Source organism: Bradyrhizobium algeriense (assembly GCF_003062295.1).
GTDB lineage: Bacteria > Pseudomonadota > Alphaproteobacteria > Rhizobiales > Xanthobacteraceae > Bradyrhizobium > Bradyrhizobium algeriense.
Genome location: NZ_PYCN01000003.1, coordinates 152785 through 173410 on the forward strand (window position 1 = coordinate 152785; position 20626 = coordinate 173410).

General features: G+C 63.4%; 17 protein-coding genes and 1 pseudogene. 6 read left to right on the forward strand and 12 right to left on the reverse strand.

What is annotated here, in order from left to right; all coding sequences use genetic code 11:
* Positions 1 to 10: 10 nt before the first annotated feature.
* From C7G61_RS08335 to C7G61_RS08370, 8 genes are all read right to left on the reverse strand, one after another.
* Positions 11 to 1252 carry a BaiN/RdsA family NAD(P)/FAD-dependent oxidoreductase gene (locus tag C7G61_RS08335; RefSeq protein ID WP_108513631.1) on the reverse strand — a complete coding sequence of 414 codons (1242 nt, stop codon included), beginning with the start codon at positions 1250 to 1252 and terminating at the stop codon, positions 11 to 13.
* 187 nt (positions 1253 to 1439) lie between these two features.
* Complete coding sequence (locus C7G61_RS08340) at positions 1440 to 2357, reverse strand: SDR family NAD(P)-dependent oxidoreductase (RefSeq protein WP_108513632.1); 918 nt, start codon at positions 2355 to 2357, stop codon at positions 1440 to 1442.
* A gap of 127 nt (positions 2358 to 2484) precedes the next feature.
* Positions 2485 to 2964 carry a MaoC family dehydratase gene (locus C7G61_RS08345; protein WP_108513633.1) on the reverse strand — a complete coding sequence of 160 codons (480 nt, stop codon included), beginning with the start codon at positions 2962 to 2964 and terminating at the stop codon, positions 2485 to 2487.
* Between the two features lie 5 nt (positions 2965 to 2969).
* Positions 2970 to 4700, reverse strand: a complete 1731-nt coding sequence (locus tag C7G61_RS08350) for an AMP-binding protein (protein WP_108513634.1) — start codon at positions 4698 to 4700, stop codon at positions 2970 to 2972.
* 9 nt (positions 4701 to 4709) lie between these two features.
* The gene (gene mmsB / locus C7G61_RS08355) at positions 4710 to 5600 is read right to left on the reverse strand and encodes a 3-hydroxyisobutyrate dehydrogenase (RefSeq protein WP_108513635.1); all 891 of its coding nucleotides are present in this window, start codon (positions 5598 to 5600) and stop codon (positions 4710 to 4712) included.
* Positions 5601 to 5634: 34 nt separating this feature from the next.
* Positions 5635 to 6708, reverse strand: coding sequence for an enoyl-CoA hydratase/isomerase family protein (locus C7G61_RS08360; protein WP_108513636.1), 1074 nt, complete (start codon positions 6706 to 6708; stop codon positions 5635 to 5637).
* Complete coding sequence (locus C7G61_RS08365; protein ID WP_108513637.1) at positions 6705 to 7850, reverse strand: isobutyryl-CoA dehydrogenase; 1146 nt, start codon at positions 7848 to 7850, stop codon at positions 6705 to 6707. Before C7G61_RS08365 ends, C7G61_RS08360 begins: the two co-directional genes overlap by 4 nt.
* A 24-nt stretch (positions 7851 to 7874) precedes the next feature.
* Positions 7875 to 9371, reverse strand: coding sequence for a CoA-acylating methylmalonate-semialdehyde dehydrogenase (locus C7G61_RS08370; RefSeq protein WP_108513638.1), 1497 nt, complete (start codon positions 9369 to 9371; stop codon positions 7875 to 7877).
* 101 nt (positions 9372 to 9472) lie between these two features.
* Here C7G61_RS08370 and C7G61_RS08375 point away from each other — a divergent pair, with 101 nt between their 5' ends.
* Positions 9473 to 10387 carry a LysR family transcriptional regulator gene (locus tag C7G61_RS08375; RefSeq protein ID WP_108513639.1) on the forward strand — a complete coding sequence of 305 codons (915 nt, stop codon included), beginning with the start codon at positions 9473 to 9475 and terminating at the stop codon, positions 10385 to 10387.
* A gap of 153 nt (positions 10388 to 10540) precedes the next feature.
* Here the strand turns inward: C7G61_RS08375 and C7G61_RS08380 are convergent, their stop codons facing one another.
* The gene (locus C7G61_RS08380; protein WP_108513640.1) at positions 10541 to 11158 is read right to left on the reverse strand and encodes a TetR/AcrR family transcriptional regulator; all 618 of its coding nucleotides are present in this window, start codon (positions 11156 to 11158) and stop codon (positions 10541 to 10543) included.
* Positions 11159 to 11220: 62 nt separating this feature from the next.
* Positions 11221 to 11756: pseudogene (locus tag C7G61_RS08385) on the reverse strand (PaaI family thioesterase).
* Between the two features lie 152 nt (positions 11757 to 11908).
* Between C7G61_RS08385 and C7G61_RS08390 the strand changes: the two are divergent.
* Positions 11909 to 12679: an enoyl-CoA hydratase gene (locus tag C7G61_RS08390; RefSeq protein WP_108513641.1), complete on the forward strand. Its 771-nt coding sequence runs from the start codon at positions 11909 to 11911 to the stop codon at positions 12677 to 12679.
* A 303-nt stretch (positions 12680 to 12982) separates the two neighbouring features.
* Positions 12983 to 14263: an MFS transporter gene (locus C7G61_RS08395; protein WP_108513642.1), complete on the forward strand. Its 1281-nt coding sequence runs from the start codon at positions 12983 to 12985 to the stop codon at positions 14261 to 14263.
* A 97-nt stretch (positions 14264 to 14360) separates the two neighbouring features.
* Here C7G61_RS08395 and C7G61_RS08400 read toward each other — a convergent pair whose 3' ends face one another.
* Positions 14361 to 15920, reverse strand: a complete 1560-nt coding sequence (locus tag C7G61_RS08400; RefSeq protein WP_108513643.1) for an acyl-CoA carboxylase subunit beta — start codon at positions 15918 to 15920, stop codon at positions 14361 to 14363.
* Positions 15850 to 16824 carry an IclR family transcriptional regulator gene (locus C7G61_RS08405; protein ID WP_108513644.1) on the reverse strand — a complete coding sequence of 325 codons (975 nt, stop codon included), beginning with the start codon at positions 16822 to 16824 and terminating at the stop codon, positions 15850 to 15852. The genes C7G61_RS08400 and C7G61_RS08405 overlap by 71 nt, the downstream gene beginning before the upstream one ends.
* 142 nt (positions 16825 to 16966) lie before the next feature.
* Here C7G61_RS08405 and C7G61_RS08410 point away from each other — a divergent pair, with 142 nt between their 5' ends.
* The 3 genes from C7G61_RS08410 to C7G61_RS08420 all read left to right on the forward strand — a co-directional run bounded on the left by C7G61_RS08410 (position 16967) and on the right by C7G61_RS08420 (position 20621).
* Positions 16967 to 17188, forward strand: a complete 222-nt coding sequence (locus C7G61_RS08410; RefSeq protein WP_108513645.1) for an acyl-CoA carboxylase biotin carboxyl carrier protein subunit — start codon at positions 16967 to 16969, stop codon at positions 17186 to 17188.
* Between the two features lie 161 nt (positions 17189 to 17349).
* The gene (locus C7G61_RS08415) at positions 17350 to 18510 is read left to right on the forward strand and encodes a TAXI family TRAP transporter solute-binding subunit (RefSeq protein ID WP_108513646.1); all 1161 of its coding nucleotides are present in this window, start codon (positions 17350 to 17352) and stop codon (positions 18508 to 18510) included.
* 53 nt (positions 18511 to 18563) lie between these two features.
* A complete protein-coding gene (locus C7G61_RS08420) occupies positions 18564 to 20621 on the forward strand; it encodes a TRAP transporter permease (RefSeq protein WP_108513647.1) in 2058 nt (685 codons plus the stop codon).
* Positions 20622 to 20626 lie beyond the last annotated feature (5 nt).

A 20626-nucleotide genomic window follows, 5' to 3' on the forward strand; every position in this document is an offset into this window, starting at 1 on the left:
GCGCAATTTCTTAAGGCAAGCGTTGCCTCCCCAACCACTTCAGCGCCCCTCGCCCCGCTGCTACGCCGGTCGCGAACGACGCCTGCAACAGATAGCCGCCGGTCGGGGCTTCCCAATCGAGCATCTCGCCCGCCGCAAACACCCCCGGCAAGCGGCGGAGCATGAAAGCGTCGTCGAGCTCGTCGAACGATATTCCGCCCGCCGTCGAAATCGCGCGCGCGATCGGCGCGATGCCGTTGAGCTGCACGGACACTGCCTGAATCAAGCGGGCGAGATCGGTCGGAGAAAGCGCGGTTAGCAACTTCCCGGATGTCTTGGCTGACTCCTGCAACAGCCCGATCGCGATGGGCGAAAGATTTGCCGCCTTGCGGAGAAAATTCGAGAAGGACTGCTTGCCCTTGGCTGCGGACAATTTCGCGATCAGTTCACCGGTCTCCGCGTCGGGACGTAAGGCGATATTCAGTGTGGCGTGCCCATCGCGCAGGATGGCCTCACGCAACTCGGCAGACAGCGCATAGATCGCGCCGCCCTCGATGCCGGTGCGCGTGACGATGGCTTCGCCGCGCTGAGTATGCGCTGCAAAGGTCAGCGCAACGCCCTTGAGCGGTTGACCTTCAAAGCGGTCGCGGAAAATCTCCGACCAGGCGACGGTGAAGCCGGAATTGGCCGGCCGCAGCGGCGATATCTTCACGCCCTCTGCAGCGAGCGTTTCCTTCCACGTGCCGTCTGAACCAAGCCGCGGCCAGCTCGCGCCCCCGAGCGCCAGCACGGTTGCGCGCGGCTCGACGACGAGCGGTCCGCCAGGTGTTTCAAAACGCAGGCGGCCCTGCTCATCCCAGCCGGTCCAGCGGTGGCGCAGCGCCAATCTTACGCCCATCGAGTCGAGCCGCCGCAGCCAAGCCCGTAACAAGGGCGAGGCCTTGAAGGCTTTCGGAAAAACCCGGCCGCTGGAGCCGACAAAAGTCTCCTGCCCCAGCGCTTCACTCCAGTCGCGCAGTGCCTGTGGCGGAAACGCTTCGATGGCGGCTTTCAGATGCGGCATCGCCTCGCGGTAGCGCGCGAGGAATGCCGGCAACGGCTCGCTATGCGTGAGGTTGAGCCCGCCTCGCCCGGCCATCAGGAACTTGCGGCCGGCGGAAGGCATCGCGTCATAGACGATGACCTCGGCGCCGCCCTGCGCGAGCACTTCGGCTGCCATCAGGCCGGCGGGGCCGGCGCCGATGATGGCGACGTGTTGTGAGGGTGAAGACATGGCGGGAGTGTACGTCGTCGCCGCCACAATAACAGTCGTCATGCCCGGGCTTGTCCCGGGCATCCACGTCTAACTTGCGGTCGGTGACAAAGGCGTGGATGGCCGGGTCATAGGCGAGCGGAAGCGACGCCGTCCTTCGGACGGCTATGCCCGGCCATGACGAGAGAGTTTGACGAGAACCGCAGCGCTACAGCTTGATCCCCGCCCGCGCTGCGGCCTGCGCCACATATTTCTGCGTCTGCTCGAACGCGCCTTGCAGCGCCTTGGCCTTCGAGACGTCGTCGATCTCGGCAAAACGCGCCGCAATCGCATCCGGCGTCCAGTCGGACTGGGCCAGATTGACGCCCTCGGTCTCGATGATCTTGATCACCGCGAACGAGCCCGCGCCCGCGCCCATGATAGTGCGGGTCGGGGCGTCCTCGCTCAGCAGAAATTCCACCGCCGGCGTGATCGCCTCGGGGCGCATCAGGGCCAGCGCCTGCGGCGGCAGCAGTTCTTCCGTCATCCGGGTCGCCGCGGTCGGCGAAATCGTGTTGACGCGGATGTTGTTCTTGCGGCCTTCCTCGGCCAGCACGTTCATCAGGCCGACCATGCCGGCTTTGGCGGCGCCGTAATTGGCCTGACCGAAATTGCCGAACAGGCCCGACGACGAGGTGGTCAGCACGATGCGCCCATAGTTGCGCTCCCGCATGCCATCCCACACCGCCTTGCAGCAGTAAAACGTACCGACGAGATGAACATCGAGTACCTTGGCAAAGTCGGCTACATCCATTTTTGCGAACGACTTGTCGCGAAGAATGCCAGCATTGGCGCACAGGAGATCGACGCTGCCCCACTCCTTCGTAGCCCGCTCGACCATCGCCGTGACCTGTCCGAACTTCGAGACGTCGGCGCCATCGGCCATCGCGGTGCCGCCGGCTTTGCGGATTTCCTCGACCACGGTTTCCGCTGGCGTCAGCGACCCGCCGGTACCGTCGCGCGCGCCGCCGAAATCGTTGACCACCACCTTGGCGCCGCGGCTCGCCAGCCCCAGCGCATGCGCCCGTCCCAGACCATTGCCCGCGCCGGTGACGATGGCGACGCGTCCGTCAAACCTGATTGCCATGAGTTACGATTCCTGGATGTGGGTTTCACTCGTCATGCCCGGCCTTGTGCCGGGCATCCACGTCTTCCTGGTTGCTGCATAGCAAGACGTGGATGGCCGGGACAAGCCCGGCCATGACGCGCTGAGGTTATGCGAAGTAAATCAGCCCGATCCAGTCGGCGACCAAAGCGGGCTTCTCCTCGCCCTCGATCTCGATGGTAACGCTGGTGCGCGACTGCAGCTCCTTCGGCTTGCGCAGCTTGGCCTCCATCAGCGTGAAGCGGCCACGCACGCGCGAGCCCGCGCGCACCGGCGAGAGGAAGCGCAGCTTGTCGAAACCATAATTCACGCCCATCGCCGTGCCTTCGATGACCGGCATCACTTCATAGGACATGATGCTCATCAGCGACATCGTGAGAAAGCCATGCGCGATGGTGTTGCCGAACGCGGTTTCCTTTTTGGCGCGCTCGGGATCGACATGGATGAACTGATGGTCCTCGATCACGTCGGCGTAGACATTGATCCGGCTCTGGTCGATCAGGTGCCAGGACGACACCCCGATCTCCTTGCCCACCATGGCCTGATAGGCCTCAAACGAGACCGGCGGCTTCTTCCAGACTTCATTCATTGTGATTAGCTCTCCAGCCCGGCGGTCCGCACCTTCTGCAGCTCCGGGAATTCTTCTTCGCGGAACTCCGCTCCGCGCAGCGCATCGCTTCTGACATTATCATGTTCGAGCCGGCGCAACTGCACGCGGCGGATTTTGCCGGAAATCGTCTTCGGCAGTTCCGTCACCAGTTCGATCTTGCGGATGCGCTTGAACGGCGCCAGCCTTGTGTGCAGATGCCGGAAGATCGATAGCGCCGTTTCCGGCGTGCGTTCGACGCCTGAGACCAGCAGCACATAGGCCTTGGGGATCGCGAGCCGGATCGGATCGGGACTGGGAACGACCGCGGCTTCAGCGACCGATTCATGCTCCAGCAGCACGCTTTCCAGCTCGAACGGGCTGATACGGTAGTCGGATGATTTGAAAACGTCGTCGGAACGGCCGACGAAAGTCAGATAACCCTCGTCATCGGCAAACACCACGTCGCCGCTGCGATAGAGATCGCCGTCGGCGCCCTTCAGTTTGCCGTCCTCGCCCTGATAGCCCTGCATCAGGCCGGCGGGCCGATCGGCGCCGAGCACCAGCGTCACCTCCCCCTCCTTGGTGACGTGGCCGTCACTGTCGGTGATCTGCACGCGGTAGCCCGGCAGCGGGCGGCCCATCGAGCCGACCTTGACCTTCTGGCCCGGTGAGTTGCCCGCAAGCGCGGTGGTTTCGGTCTGGCCGTAGCCGTCGCGGATGGTCAAGCCCCACGCCGCCTTCACCTGATCGATCACTTCCGGGTTGAGCGGCTCTCCGGCGCCGCAGACCTCGCGCAGGCTGACCTTGAAATCCGCAAGCCGCTCCTGGATGAACAGCCGCCACACCGTCGGCGGCGCGCACAGCGTGGTGACGCCGCAGCGGCCGACGGTGGCGAGCAAGGCCTTGGCATCGAAGCGCGGCTGGTTGACCACAAACACAGTAGCTCCGGCATTCCATGGCGCGAAGAAGCAGCTCCAGGCATGCTTGGCCCAGCCCGGCGAGGAAATATTCAGATGCACGTCGCCCGGCTGCAGCCCGAGCCAGAACATCGTCGACAGCGCACCGACCGGATAGCTGCGCTGGCTGTGCCGCACCAGTTTTGGCTTTGCCGTCGTGCCCGAGGTGAAATAGAGCAGCATCGGGTCGTCGGCGTTGGTCGGACCATCAGGCGCAAAAGTCTCGGGCGCGCCGGCCGCCTGCTCGAATGGCAGCCAGCCGTCATGCGTCGTCGATGCACCGACCACGATACGCACCAGATTGTCGCCGCCGAGGCCTGCGAACTTCGCCACTTGATCCTGCGAAGCCACCACCACCCTCGCCCGGCCGCGATCGAGCCGGTCGCGCAATTCGTCGGGCGTGAGAAGCGTGGTGGCGGGGATCACGACCACGCCGAGCTTCATTGCCGCCAGCATGGTCTCCCACAACGGTACGACATTGCCGAGCAACAGCAACAGATGGTCGCCGCGCCTCAAGCCCTGCGCGCGCAGGAAGTTCGCCACCTGATTGGAACGGGCCGAGAGCGCCGCAAAGGAAAGTTTTGTCTCTTTGTGACCGGCATCGACGATCCAGAGCGCGGTGCGGTCGCGGCTGTCGGCATTGCGGCCGAGTTCTGCGTCGAACCAGTCCAGCGCCCAGTTGAACGGAACCGGATCGGGCCAGCGAAATCCCTTCACGGCCGTATCGTAATCCGCGCGGTGCTTGAGCAGAAAGGTGCGCGCTTCCTGGAAGGTGGTCATTGCAAGCCTTCACGGTTGTGCGCCGAGAGAACGCACCTGTTGGATGATGCCAGAAAAATCGACGGCGCCGTTGCCGGCGTTGTTGAAAATTTCGTAGAGATCGGTTGCAAACGCTCCGAGCGGCAAAGACGCACCTGAGGCTTTGGCCGCATCCTGCGACAACTTGAGATCCTTCAGCATGAGCGCAGCGGCAAAGCCGGGCTTGTAATCGTTATTGGCCGGCGAGGTCGGCACCGGGCCGGGAACCGGACAATAGGACGTCAGCGCCCAGCACTGCCCCGAGGAGGTTGAGGCGACGTCGAACAGCGCTTGATGCGACAGGCCGAGTTTCTCGGCGAGCGCAAAGCCCTCGCAGACCGCGATCATGGAGACGGCAAGGATCATGTTGTTGCAGATCTTGGCCGCCTGCCCCGCGCCGGCGCCGCCGCAATGCACGATCTTCTTGCCCATGTTTTCCAGCACGGGTTTTGCCGCCGCAAAGGCCTTGTCCTCGCCGCCGCACATGAAGGTGAGCGTCGCGCCCTTGGCGCCGCCGGTTCCACCCGACACCGGCGCATCGACCGAGAGCGCGCCGTGCTTCGCGGCCAGCTCATGCGCCTGCTTGGCGCTTTCGACGTCGATGGTCGAGCAATCGATGATCAGCGTGCCCTTGGTCATCGCCGGGATCACTTCGTTCCAGACCGACAGCACATGCTTGCCAGCGGGCAGCATGGTGATGATGATTTCAGCGCCCTTGACCGAGGCCACCGAACTCTCGGCGATGGTGGCGCCGTCGGCCTTTGCCTGATCGCGCGAGGCCGCGACCAGATCGAACGCGGTGAGCTTGTGGCCGGCCTTGACCAGATTGGCTGCCATCGGCCCACCCATATTGCCGAGGCCAATGAATGCGATATTTGCCATCTCGAATCCTCCGCTTAAGGTTTTTCTGTTTTGATTAGCTGAATTTCAACTCATCGGCGCCGATCTCGGCGAAATACGGCGCGACCATTGCCGGCGTCACGTCCTCAATCCGCGGCGGCGACCATTTGGGATTGCGGTCCTTGTCGATCACCGCGGCGCGCACGCCCTCGCGAAAATCATCGCTGGCAAAGACTTCCAGCGCGGCGCGATACTCCCGCACCAGGCATTCCTCCAGCGAGCGTGATGCCCGCGCCAGCCGCAGCAGTTTCAGCGTCACCACCATGCCGCGCGGCGATTTCTCGTTCAGCATCCTCAGCGTCGAGAGTGCCAGTTCCGAGCCGTCGCGCTGCAAAGCCGCGACGATGTCTTCCATGCGGTCGTAGGCGAACCATGCGTCGATCTTCGGCTGCATCGCGGCGACAGGTCCGTCCGTCTCACCGGTTGCGAAGCCAGCAATCAGCGCTTTGACTTCCGCGGAGGTCACACCGGGCCGAACCTTGGTCAGCGCCTCGCGCAACGCGGCGAGTTTGCCTGACGGCACGACCGAGTCGGCAAAGCCGGCATGGATCGCGTCCGGACCGTTCATGGTCTGACTGGTCAAGCCGAAATACGTGCCGATCTCTCCCGGCGAATGCGACAGCAGCCATGTGCCGCCCACATCCGGGAAGAAGCCGAGGCCGACTTCCGGCATTGCCAATTTCGTCTTGTCGGTCACGACACGGTGGCTCGAGTGCGCCGATAACCCGACGCCGCCGCCCATCACGATGCCGTCCATGAAGGACACATAAGGCTTCGGGAATTTCTTGATGCGGGCGTTAAGGATGTATTCGTCGCGCCACAGGATCTTGCCGAGATCGCCCTTGACCTTGGAGCTCTCCCAGAGCGCGCGGATGTCGCCGCCGGCGCAAAGGCCGCGCTCGCCCGCGCCTTCCAGCAGGATCACGGCCACGGAAGGATCGGCCTCGAAGGCATCGAGCGCCTTGTCGATGTCGTGGAACATCTCCAGCGTCACCGCATTGATGGCCTTCGGCCGGTTCAGCCGGAGGATGCCAGCCGAGCCTTCCTTGCGCGCGATCAGGTCGCCCTCTGCAACAGCAGCATCCGTCATCGCGCGCCCTCGATCAGCTTGCGCGACACGATCAGCCGCATGATTTCGTTGGTCCCTTCCAGGATCTGGTGCACGCGCAAATCGCGCACGATCTTCTCGATGCCGTATTCGCTGAGATAGCCGTAGCCGCCATGCAGTTGCAGCGCCTGGTTGGCGACTTCGAAACCAACGTCGGTGCCAAAACGCTTGGCCATCGCGCACAGCATTGTGGCGTCCGCGTCCTTGCGATCGAGCGCTGCGGCGGCACGCCAGACAAAAGTCCGCGCCGCCTCCAGTTCGGTCGCCATGTCGGCAAGCCGAAACTGCAGCGCCTGGAATTCATCGAGGCGTTTTCCAAACGCTTTTCGTTCCTTCATGTAGGCCAGGGACTTCTCCAGCGCGCTTTGCGCGCCGCCGAGCGAACACGCCGCGATATTGATGCGGCCACCGTCGAGCCCGGCCATCGCGATCTTGAAGCCGATGCCCTCCTCGCCCAGCCGGTTCTCGACCGGCACGCGGGCATTCTCAAAAATCACGGCGCGGGTCGGCTGTGCGTTCCAGCCCATCTTGCGCTCATTGGCGCCGAATGAGACGCCCGGCGTATCGGCCGGGATGACAAGTGTCGAGATGCCGCCCGGCCCGTCAGCGCCGGTCCGCACCATCACGACATAGAGGTCGCCGCCACCGGCGCCGGAGATGAACTGCTTCTGGCCGTTGAGTACATAATGGTCGCCGTCGCGCACCGCGCGGGTGCGGAGCGCGGCGGCGTCCGAGCCGGAGCCCGGCTCGGTCAGGCAATAGCTCGCCAACAGCTCCATGGTGCAGAGCCTTGGCAACCACTTCTGGCGCTGGGTGTCGTTGCCATAGGCATCGATCATCCACGAGGCCATGTTGTGGATCGAGATGAAGGCCGACACCGTCGGACAGCCCTGCGCTAAGGCCTCGAAGATCAGCGCGGCGTCGAACCGCGTCAACGCCGAGCCGCCGACGTCGTCCCTGATGTAGACGCCGCCCATGCCGAGCTTGGCAGCTTCCCGCATCACGTCGACGGGGAAATGCTTTTCCTCGTCCCAGCGGAGCGCATGCGGCGCGATTTTTTCCGCGGCGAATTCGCGCGCCATGTCGCGAACCGCCACCTGGTCCTCATTGAGAGCGAACTGCATCTCCGCGCCTCGCGCTGTGACGCGTCAGTTCATCGTCGGGATCGAGAATTCCGCACCTTCCTTGACGCCGGACGGCCAGCGCGAGGTGATCGTCTTGGTCTTGGTGTAGAAGCGGATCGAATCCGGACCGTGCTGGTTGAGATCGCCAAAGCCGGACTTCTTCCAGCCGCCAAAAGTGTAGTAGGCGATCGGCACCGGGATCGGCACGTTGATGCCGACCATGCCGACATTGACCTTGGCGGCGAAATCGCGGGCGGCGTCGCCGTCGCGGGTGAAGATCGCGACACCGTTGCCGTAGTCATGGTCCGACGGCAGCGCCAGCGCTTCCTTGTAGTCGTGGGCGCGCACCACCGAGAGCACCGGGCCGAAGATCTCTTCCTTGTAGATCCGCATGTCCTTGGTGACGTTGTCGAACAGCGAACCGCCGAGATAGAATCCCTTCTCGTAGCCCTGCATCTTGAAGCCACGGCCGTCGACGGCGAGCGTCGCCCCTTCCTTGACACCGATATCGATGTAGTTCTTCACCTTCTCGACCGCTTCGCGGGTAACCAGCGGACCGAAATCGGCGGACGGATCGACCGAGGTGCCGATCTTGAGCGACTCCACGCGCGGGATCAGCTTTTCCATCAAGCGGTCGGCGGCCGTCTTGCCGACGGGCACCGCGACCGAAATCGCCATGCAGCGCTCGCCGGCCGAGCCGTAGCCGGCGCCGATCAGCGCATCGACGGTCTGATCCATGTCGGCGTCGGGCATCACGATGGCGTGGTTCTTGGCGCCGCCAAAACACTGGCAGCGCTTGCCGGTCGCGGCCGCACGCTCATAGATATATTGCGCGATAGGCGAGGAGCCGACAAAGCCGATCGCCTTGATGTCGGGATCGTCGAGTATAGCGTCGACCGCTTCCTTGTCGCCATTGACGACGTTCAGCACGCCGGGCGGCAGCCCCGCCTCGATCATCAATGCGGCCAGCATCATCGGCACGCCGGGATCGCGCTCGGACGGCTTCAGGATGAAAGCGTTGCCGCAGGCGATCGCGGGCGCGAATTTCCACATCGGGATCATCGCCGGGAAATTGAACGGCGTGATGCCGGCGACGACGCCGAGCGGCTGCCGCATCGAATAGATGTCGATGCCGGGACCCGCGCCTTCGGTGTATTCGCCCTTCATCAGATGCGGAACGCCGCAGGCGAATTCGACGACTTCGAGGCCGCGCTGGATGTCGCCCTTGGCGTCGGGAACGGTCTTGCCGTGCTCGCGCGCCAGCATGTCGGCGAGCTTGTCGTAATCGCGCTGCGCCAGTTCGAGGAATTTCATCATCACGCGCGCGCGGCGCTGCGGATTGGTGTTGGCCCACTCGACCTGGGCGTCCCTGGCGTTCTCGACGGCGGCGCGAACCTCGGCCTTGGAGGCCAGCGCCACCTTGGCCTGGACGTCGCCTGTCATCGGCTCGAAAACGTCGGCCGTCCGGCCGGACGTGCCCTTGACCTCTTTGCCACCGATGAAATGTCCGATTGAGCGCATGAATTTTCTCCCTGAAGTCCCGCTGGATCAGCTTTGGAGCCCTTTTTGACCTGCATTTCTTAGGATACAAGTCTGATATATTGCACCTTAGATGTGCGGAAATGCTGGATCAAGGCACCAAGACGATCGATTGGGATGACTTCCGTTTCGTGCTGGCGATCGTCCGCGGCGGATCGGTTTCAGCTGCCGCCAAGCAGCTATCGGTCGATCATGCCACAGTGATCCGGCGTGTCGACCGCCTGGAACGGCATCTCTCGGCAAAACTGTTCGATCGCCGCAAGACCGGCTACCTCCTGACCGAGGCCGGCCAGCGCGTGGCCGACAGCGCGGAAGCGATGGAGTCCACCATCGTCGCCAACCAGGAGGCGGTCGGCGGCTCGCGCGCCCAGCTCACCGGCACGGTCCGGATCGGCGCCCCCGACGGGTTCGGCAGCCATTTCCTGGCCTCGCGGCTGGTGAAGTTCACCGAGCGGTATCCCGATCTCGACCTGCAGCTCGTCGCCACCGCGCGCCTGTTCAGCCTGTCGAAACGCGAGGCCGACATTGCGATCAGCCTGACGATGCCCAAGGAAGGCCGGATCGTCGGCCGCAAGCTGCTCGACTATAGCCTCGGGCTCTACGCCGCCCCCGCCTATCTCGACCGCGCGCCGAAAATCACTGGCCGTGCCGACCTGGCCGCGCATCGCTTCGTCGGCTACATCGAGGAACTGCTGTTCACGCCCGAACTGGACTACCTGCCGCAGGTCTCGCCAAAAATCTCCGCCAAATTCCGCAGCGCCAATCTGATCGCGCAGCTCAACGCCACCATCGCAGGCTTCGGCATCGCCGTGCTGCCCCACTTCATGGCAGCGGCGCATCCGGAATTACGGCCGGTATTGCCGTACGAGATCAGGATTTCGCGCACCTTCTGGATGCTGATGCACGCCGACAGCAAGGATCTCGCGCGGATCAGGGCGGTTGCCGATTACATCCACGAGACGGTGGAGAGCGAACGCGCGCTGTTTGGGGGAAGGTGAGGATCGGGCACAAATCCATCGTCGTCCCTGCGAAAGCAGGGACCCATAGCCACCAATGTGAGTGGCGACGAAACCCGTCTCTCCTTGTGCCCCTTCCATGGCCGCGGCGTATGGGTCCCTGCTTTCGCAGGGACGAGGCGGAGAGGCCGTCGGTTAATTCACCTTCGCCCGTGCTTTCTTCGGGGCCGGTTTCGCCTCGGCACGGGCCAGCGCCGCCTCGCGGCCAGCGACGAGAATTTCGTCGGACAGTTCACCGCTGCCCGCGACGCGGGACATCACGAGCGTGCCCATCATCGTCGCCAGCGTGCCCATGGCCTGCTTGCGCGCCGTCTTTCGCGGCACATCCGGAATCTGCTCGGCCATCACATCGATCAACTGTTCGAGCTTGGCGCTAAAGGCCTTGCGGGTTTTGGCGCTTTCGCGGGCAATCTCGGCGCCGAGCGTGGGGACCGCGCAGCCGCGGCCGGGATCGTCGCGATGCACCGTCGAGACGTAGGAATCGATGATCATCGACAGCCGCTTCTCCGGCGGCGTTTCAGCGGCGATCTCGCGCCAACGCGCGACCGAGCGGTCCATCGCATAGGCAAAGGCCTCGATCACCAGCGCCTCGCGGGAATCGAAATGCGCGTAGAAGCCGCCATGAGTCAGGCCGGCCTCTTTCATCAGGTCGGCGACGCCGATGCCATGCGCGCCCTTTTCGCGAAGCCGCACCGAGGCCTTCTTCACGATCCGCGCGTGGGTTTCCTGCTTGTGCTCTTTCGAATAACGCATCAACCCGTCCCATTAAATGTCTGCAGTCATATAATAGCAGTTGTGCGGGCGAAAAGCTGCATCTATTTCGCCTTTTCAACGCCGATCATCGTGAACGTTGCGGTCGCGTGCACTGCAAGATTTCCCGCGCCGTCACGGACAAAGCCCTCGGCATAACTGGCCTGGCGGCCGAGTTTTACCACTTTGCCTTCCGCCGAGACCGTGCCTGATCGTACCGACAGCGGCCTCAGATAGGTCAGCTTGAGGTCCAGCGTGACCGAGGTCTGCCCGGTCGGCTGCATGGTGGCGATGGCGCAACCCATGGCGGTATCCAGGAGTGCCGCAGCCGCCGCGCCATGGAGCAGTCCGATGGTATTTTCAGGCTTTCATTGGGGTCGAGTTCCATCACGATCCGGCCGGGTTCGGCGACACGCATCTCAAAGCCGATCAATCGGGCCATCGGCGGAGGTGGCAGGATGCCGTCGCGGATCGCGCACATTGTCTCCAGCCCGGACATCCCGGAGGCCGCCTTCGCTACCGGCCCCGGCGCCTGCCACTCCACCACCCGATGCCTGCGCGTGTCGAACGAAAATAGATCGACGGTCTCTGTCGCGGTCATGAACAGCTCCATTGAATGATAATTGTCATTCTATGTCGGCGCGTGCCGCCGCGCGACACCGCCGCGCAACACCCTCCCCGCTTCCCCTTGACAAGCCGCCGCAATGTCCTTGGAAGTGACGTCAACCGTCCCGACCAAGTCCGGAAAACAAAATGGAAATGCTCAATCCTCACTGCGGCATCGATCGCGACGCTCGAGGTGTCGTTCGCCTCTCGATCTGCAACGCAGGCCCCCTCAACATCCTCTCCTCCGCCGTCACCAACGGGGTTCGTGAAGGGTTTGAGAAACTCGCCGGCGACAAGAGCGTTCGCGCAGTCATCCTCGCCGGCCAGAGCGAAAAGAGCATGATCGGCGGCGCCGACATCAAGGAGATGGCGCGTCTCGACCAGAAATCCGCGGAAGCCTTCATCACGCGGCTGCGCGACCTCTGCGAGGCCGTGCGCAACTTTCCGGCGCCCGTGATCGCGCGGCTGCCTGGATGGTGTCTCGGCGGCGGACTCGAAGTCGCCGCCGCCTGCGATTTCCGCATTGCCGCCCACGACGCCAAATTCGGCATGCCGGAGGTGCGTGTCGGCATCCCCTCGGTAATCCATGCGGCCCTGCTGCCGCGGCTGATCGGCTGGGGCCGCGCCCGCTGGCTTGTCATGACGGCAGAGAACATCGACGCACCCACCGCGCTCGCCTGGGGTCTGGTCGACGTGGTCGCGAAGCAAGGCGGGCTCGACGCTGCGGTCGAGCACACGGTCAACGCGCTGCTCGAATGCGGTCCGGAAGCGCTGCGCGCACAGAAGGCGCTGCTGCGCCAGTGGGAGGAACTGCCGCTGACCGAATCCGTCAACTTAAGCGTCGGCGTGTTCGGAAAGTCCTTCCTGACCGGCGAGCCGCAGCGGCTGATGCAGGGATTTCTCGACCGCAAGAAATAGACGGAGGAGCGCATGAGACCTGCCGGCAAGGGCCGACAATCCCAGCCTCAGGCGCCGGTCGATCAATTTCTCTCATGCGAACGGCGAGATTTTTCATGTGATGATCCGTTGCGATTTGTTGCAGCGCATAATATTACAACAATAATTCAATATCGGGTTGACCGCACCCGGATCGATCCTTGGCGCAGCGGTGTCGCGATGTCCTGAAATGAGGGAAGTGTGACATTCAAGTCAAACGGCCATCAGGTCAGAATGCGCAAAGCCACCTGAGCGAATCTCCCCTCTGGAATCCTCTGAGGCCCAATGATCTCGAACTGGCTGTCAGCCGCCCTCGCCCGCCGCAACATCCATTACGGCTGGGTGATGGTCGCCGTGACCTTTCTCACCGCCCTGATCTCCGCCGGCACGGTCGGCGCCCCCGGCGTCTTCATCGTGCCCCTGCAGAAGGAATTCGGCTGGACCACGGCGGAGATTTCCTCGGCGCTGTCGATCCGCTTCATCCTGTTCGGGCTGATGGCGCCGTTCGCCGCCGCGCTGATGAACCGCTACGGCCTGCGCAACGTCACGCTGTTGGCGCTGCTGATCGTCGTATCCGGCCTCGTCGCATCGCTGGCGATGACGCAGGTCTGGCAACTGATGCTGCTGTGGGGCGTGGTGATCGGGCTCGGCACCGGCATGACGGCGCTGGTACTGGGGGCTACGATTGCCGCGCGCTGGTTTGCGGCGCGGCGCGGGCTTGTGGTCGGCATCCTCACCGCGAGCGTTGCGACCGGGCAGCTTGCCTTCCTGCCACTCTTGGCGAGCCTGACCGAAACCTATGGCTGGCGGATCGCGCTGGCGCTGATCTGCGTGATGCTGGGCGTGGCCGCCTTCGCCGTGCTGATGGTCATGCGCGACCGCCCGAGCGACGTCGGCTTGCGGCCATTCGGCGACGAAGGCACCGAGCCGCTGCCGGCGCCCCCGCCGAACAACACGCCGATCATGGCGGCGGCGCTCGGCACCCTGCGCGACGCCTCGAAGTCGGGTGTGTTCTGGATCCTGTTCGCCACCTTCTTCATTTGCGGCGCCAGCACCAACGGTCTGGTTCAGGTCCACCTGATTCCGATGTGCCTCGATTTCGGCATTCCGCAGGTGCAGGCGGCAAGCCTGCTCGCGGCGATGGGCATCTTCGATTTCGTCGGCACCATCGTCTCGGGCTGGCTGTCGGACCGCTACGACAATCGCTGGCTGTTGTTCTGGTATTACGGCCTGCGCGGCCTGTCGCTGTTGTTCCTGCCGTTCACCGACTTCTCGTTCTACGGCCTGTCGCTGTTTGCGGTATTCTACGGGCTCGACTGGATCGCGACCGTGCCGCCCACGGTGCGGCTAACCGCGCAGCGGTTCGGGCCTGAGCGCGCCAATCTTGTGTTCGGCTGGATTTTCGCCGGCCATCAGCTCGGCGCGGGCGTTGCGGCCTTCGGCGCCGGATTGTCGCGGACCGTCTATGCGACCTATCTGCCAGCCTTCTTCGTCGCCGGCGCGCTCTGCATCGTCGCCGCGCTGATCGTGCTGGCGATCTCGCGGCCGAAGCCGGTGGCGGCATGATGGAGTTGTAGGGTGGGCCGAGCGAAGCGAGCCCACCATTCGCTGTCAATGCGTGGAGAGATGGTGGGCACGCTGCGCTTTGCCCACCCTACGAGACCTACGGCCGCGTCGACATGTTCGTCGGCGGACCCACGTTGCAGACCCGCTCGGCCAGCCGCGCGAATTCGCACAACAGCGAACGCGTCTTGCGGGGATCGATCACCTCCTCGACCCAGAATTTCTCGGCCGAACGAAACGGCGAGCGCAGCTTGTTGAGGCGATCCTCGATCTCCTTCAGCTTCGCGGCCGGATCATCTGAACCATCGATGTCGGCGCGGTAGGCCGCCTCGATGCCGCCTTCCAGCGGCAGCGAGCCCCAATAGGCCGACGGCCAGGCATAGCGCATCGAATAGCGGTTGGCCGGCTGGTGCACGACACCCGCCACGCCGAATGCATTGCGCACGATGATGGTGCACCAGGGCACGGTCGACTGGTTGACCGCCGCCATCGCGCGCACGCCATGACGGATGGTCGCCGACTTCTCGGCCTCGAGCCCGATCATGAAGCCGGGGCAATCCATCAGATAAACCACCGGCAGATGGAAAGTCTCTGCGAAGTCGACCCAGCGCACCACCTTCTGGCACGCCTCCGCCGTCCACGATCCGCCGTAGTGGTAGGGATCGCTCGCCAGCAGCAGCACGGCGCGGCCTTCGAGCCGGGCAAGCCCGGTAATGACCGGGCGGCCGAAATTGGCGTTGACCTCGAAGAACGAGCCCTTGTCGACCACGGCGTCGATGATCGGGCGCATCTTGTAGACCTGGCGGCGATTGCGCGGCACCGCCTTCAACAGCGATTCTTCCGCACGTTCGGGATCGTCGGTGCAGGGCGTGGTCGGCGGCAGGTCGTACACCGAGGACGGCAGATAGGACAGAAAGCGCCTGGCGCGTTCGAATGCCTCCTCCTCGCTGTCGACGGCATCGTCGACGCCGCCGGCGCGGGTCTGGATCTCGGCGCCGCCGAGCTCCTGCTTGGTCAGATCCTGGCCGAGGCGCTTCACGACCGGCGGACCTGCGACAAACATCGCGGAATTCCTGGTCATGACCGAATAATGGCTGGCGGCAAGCCGCGCCGCGCCAAGCCCTGCGACCGAACCGAGCCCGAGCGCCACCACCGGCACACGCGCCATGTTGGCAATCGTGAACCAGTACCAGCGTGTGCCGCCGACCCCGCCGGGCAGATTGGCAGCCCCGCGCGTTTCAATCGTCTTCACCGAGCCGCCGCCGCCCGAGCCTTCGATCACGCGAATGATCGGCAGGCGAAAATCATGCGCCATTTCCTCGGCCATCAGCGGCTTGGCCGAGATCGAGGCGTCGGCCGAACCGCCGCGCACGGTGAAATCGTCGCCGACCACGACCACGGTGCGGCCGTCGATCTTGCCGCGGCCGAACACGCAGTTGGCCGGCGTCAGGTGCTTGAGTTCGCTGTTGTCGTCGTATTCGGCGATGCCGGAAATCGCGCCGATCTCGTGGAAGGAATTCTTGTCGATCAGTCCGTCGATGCGCTCACGAACCGTGAGCCGGCCCTGGTCATGCTGGCGCTTGACCTTGTCAACGCCTCCCATCTCGCGCGCGAACGCTTCGCGCCGAGCGAGCTCGTCGAGCTCCGGCTTCCAGTTCATTCGTATCCTCCGTCTTGATGATCTTGTTATTATGGGCCGGTACCGGAAGCGGCTTTCTTTCCATGCGGTTTGCGAAGATATCGCCCTCGGCGCCTTCGAGCAGACTGCCGATCGCAACGCTGAGTTCGAGCATCAGCGGCGCCACTTCCCCGTGCAGCCGCTTCTCATCAAACATCGCGGACAGCAGCCCGATCGTCACGACGACGAAGGTTTGATATTGCGGCGACCACACCGGCACCGCGCAACCGTTGATATGCGGGCTCCAGGTGCCGCAGCCGACGACATAGCCGTGTTCGCGCAAATGGCGGCGGTTGGCTTCCATGCGCGACTTCAAGAGTCCCGCATTTCCCGGAATCTCGCGCTCCATTTCGGCGATCAAGGCGTCGCCGACGTCAGTATCGAGTGCGGCGGTGTAGGCAAAGCCGGCCGCGGTGCTCGTCATCGAGATGCGGCTGCCGGTGCCTTCATGCAGACCGAGCGCATTCGCTGCACGCGCGAATTCGAGATAGACCAGATGATAGCGATCCGGAATCACGAAGCCGACGGTGCCCGGCAATTGATCGGCGACGTCCTGCAGCCGCAGCCGGATAAGATTGCGAAGCTGCAACCCCTTCATCATCGAGGTGCTCATCGCCACCGCGCTTGGGCCGATACGGTATTTCTGGTCGCGCGGCAGATAAACCAGCTGGCCCATCCGCGTCAGCGTGTGCGTGAGCCGCGATACCGTCGACCGCGGCAGACCACAGCGGCTGGAAATTTCCAGATTGCCCAGTCGCGCTTCATGACCCTCGAAGCAGCGCAAGACGTCGAACGCCCGCGACACCACCTGGATCACATCACCCTCGCCTGCGAGATCGCTGGCGAGCATTCCCTGCTTGCTAAGCCGTTCCGAGCGTCTTCCCATTGTTATTGGCTCCATGGCCTAATTCCGCCCTGCGGAACAAAATTCCACTTGCAGAACAAACTACCTCAGGCAATCTGCGGCCACAACAAAAAGCCGTTCACGAGGACAGCCAGTCCGTCAGACGGTCCCCGGGAGAACGGAAATGCCAGACATCAAGATCGTCACCGAAGTCGCCGGCCGCGTGTGCGCACTTCCCGTCACAACCGGCGGAGATGTCAGCGACGGCGACGAGATTGCTTTCGTCGAAGCCATGAAGATGGAAATTCCGGTCACGTCGACGACGGCAGGGAGAATCAAGGCTATCCTGGTCAAACTCGACGACGTCATCGCTGAAGGACAGGTCGTCGCCGTCATCGAAGCTTAACTTGATCACGGCATAGACGTGCTTGCGACGATTCCGCGACAATCTGCCCAGCTTAGATGTTGACGCATGCACACCTAACGTTGCCATCGCCAGCGGCCGATGACATGATCGGTGCTAACGAGTGACTTTCGCAAAGCGAAAACTATCTGAGGGAAAAAATTATGATTCATCGGTTGAAGGCGTTCGCGCCAATTGCCCTTGCGGGCGTCTCGCTGCTCGCCTCGCCGGCCTATTCCCAGGACGTCAAGCTGCCGCCGACCATGGTCGTCACCGCCTATGACACCGGAACGGCGGGCTTCAACATCGCCGTCGGCATCGGCAAGATGATGAAGGACAAATACGGTACCGATGTCCGCGTGCTGCCCGCCGGCAACGACGTGGCGCGACTGGCACCGTTGCGCGCCAAGCGCGCGGCCATGTCCGCGATGGGCTCCGGCTCCTATTTTGCGCAGGAAGGCGTGTTCGAATTCGGTACCAAGGAATGGGGTCCGCAAGCCCTGCAATTGGTGCTGTCTACCGTTGACTGCAACGCCGCTACGCTCGGGGTCGCCAAGGATAGCGGCGTGACCGAGATCAAGCAACTCAAGGGCAAGCGCGTCGGCTTCGTGGTCGGTTCGCCGGCGCTGAACCAGAATGCGCTCGCGATCCTGGCATTCGGCGACCTCAAGCAAAGCGACGTCAAGATTGTCGAGTTCTCGAGCTATGGCGCGATGTGGAAGGGCATGATCAACAACGACGTTGATGCCGCCTTCGCCACCACCATCACCGGCCCGGCGAAAGAGCTCGAGACATCACCGCGCGGCATCATCTGGCCGCCGCTACCCGCCAGCGACAAGGCCGGCTGGGAGCGCGTGAAAAAGGTTGGCTCGTTCTTCTTCCCGCACACCGCGACCTGCGGCGCCGGCATCACCAAGGACAAGCCGATCGAGCTCGGCAACTACCCCTACCCGATCTTCGTGTCTTACGGATCGCTGGGCGCCGACGAGGTCTATGCCATCACCAAGGCGATGATCACGGGCTACGACGCTTACAAGGATTCCGCGCCGGGCGCGGGCGGCCTTGCCGCCGACCGCCAGACCAAGAACTGGGTGGTCCCGGTACATCCGGGCGCAGCCAAGGCCCTGAAAGAAGCCGGTCAGTGGAGCGACGAACAGGAAGCCCACAACAAGGAATTGCTCAAGCGCCAGCAGGTATTGGCGGCGGCATGGACGGACTTCAACAAGTCCAGTCCGCCATCGGACGACAAGGCGTTTCTCGATGCCTGGATGAAAGCGCGCGCTGCGGCGCTGACCAAAGCCAGCATGCCGAACGGCTTTGAATAACAACACTGCTTCGCTAGATCAGATCGAAGGCGAACACCGTCTCGGGGGAAGTAATGTCTGCGAGCAATGGCGCGGCTGCGCCGACGAAGCGTATTGAATTCGACGACCCGCATGCCAACATGCAGGAAGCCGAAGTCACACGCGTGCGCACGCTGCGAGGGGCGTGGCGCTGGGCGCTGGTGGTCGCGACCGCGGTCACCATCCTTTTGTGCATCAACCAGCAATTCTCGCTACGCTTCTTCCTCGGCTATACGCAGCTCAACACCGAGTATTTCTATCTCCTGATCGCGCTGATGCTGCCGTTCACGTTCCTGATCTTTCCGGGAACCGAGAGCGCGCCGCTCGATCGAATTCCCTGGTATGACATCCTGTTTTTCGTCGTCACCTTCGCCTGCGCCATCCTCCTGATGCGCAGCGTCCGCAAGGCGGCGGAAGCCGGCTGGGAATTCGGCGGCGCGCCGACGGATGTCATCGTCGCCGGCGTCATCATGTGGGTGGTGCTGATGGAGGCGTTGCGGCGCACCGGCGGCTGGAGCCTGCTGTTGAGCGTGCTGCCGTTTACGGTATATCCGCTGTTTGCAGACGCGAAGTGGTTGGGACCGTTCCGCGGCACGCAGTCGACGCTCGAACAGGCAACGTCCTATCACGTGCTGTCGGGGGAAAGCCTGCTCGGCATCCCGATCCAGGCCTTTGCCGACACCGTAATCGGCTTCCTGGTATTCGGCACCGCGCTGATGATGACGGGCGCCGGAAAGTTTTTTATCAACCTGTCATTCTCGCTATGCGGCACCTTCCGCGGCGGCGCGGCAAAAGTCTGCATCTTCGCCTCCGGGCTGCTCGGCATGATGTCGGGTTCGATCATCTCCAACGTGCTGACTGCCGGCACCATGACCATTCCGGTCATGAAAAAGAGTGGCTTCCGCGCCTCCTATGCCGCCGCGATCGAGGCCTGCGCGTCGACCGGCGCGGTGCTGGCGCCGCCGGTGATGGGCGCGACCGCGTTCGTGATCGCGCAATTCCTCAACGTCAGCTACGCCGACGTCGCGCTCGCCGCGATCATTCCGGCGGTGCTTTATTACGCCGGGCTGTTCATGCAGGTGGACTCCTATGCGGCGCGTCACAACCTGAAGGGCATTCCGCGTGCCGAACTGCCGAAGGTCTGGGATACGATCAAGGACGGCTGGTATTATGTCTTCGTCATCGCGCTCCTGATCGTGATGCTCTTGTATTTCAAGCGCGAGAGCCACGCGCCGTTCTACGCGACCGCGCTGCTGCTGGTCTTGAACCAGCTTTTCTCGAAGGACACGCGCTGGACGCTCTCGACCATTAACAAGTTCCTCGAGGTCAACGGACGCACCTTTGTCGAGCTGGTCGGCATCCTGGCTGGTTGCGGCCTCTTGATCGGCGCGTTCTCGATGACCGGCGTGGTTTCCAGCCTCGCCAACGATCTGTTGCGGATCGCCGGCGACAATGCATTGCTGCTGCTCGTGATGTGCGCCTTCACCAGCCTCGTTCTCGGGCTCGGACTGACGACGACGGCCTGCTATATCTTCCTCGCCATCCTGGTGGCGCCCGCGTTGGAGAAGCTCGGCCTCAACCGCATGGCCGTGCACATGTTCATCTTCTACTGGGGCATGCTGTCCTCGATCACGCCGCCGGTCGCCATCGCCTCCTTTGCCGCAGCCGGCATAGCCGGCTCGCCGGCGATGAAGACGGGATGGGAATCGATGTGGGTCGGCAGCATCATCTATTTCATCCCGTTCTTCTTCGTGCTGAACCCGGCGCTGGTGCTGCAGGGACCAAGCCCGTATCTGGAGGGGCTCGGCCTGATGGCGCTGGCGGGCTTCGGCACGCTGTTCATCTGCGGTGGCATCCAGGGCTATCAGGCGTTTGTCGGCGACCTCAGGGGCGCCGGCGCGCTGGAATGGCCGCTGCGGGTATTGCTCGTGATCGGTGGCTTCGTCATCGCCACGCCTGGCGGCGGCATCATGCCGCTCGCGCAATGGCAGGTCACCTCTCTTGGATTGGCGATCCTGATCCCGACCGCGCTCATCGCGCTGGTGCTGGTACGCCGCCAGACTCTGGCGCCGAGCCAGTTGCGCGCACCCTGATTGCG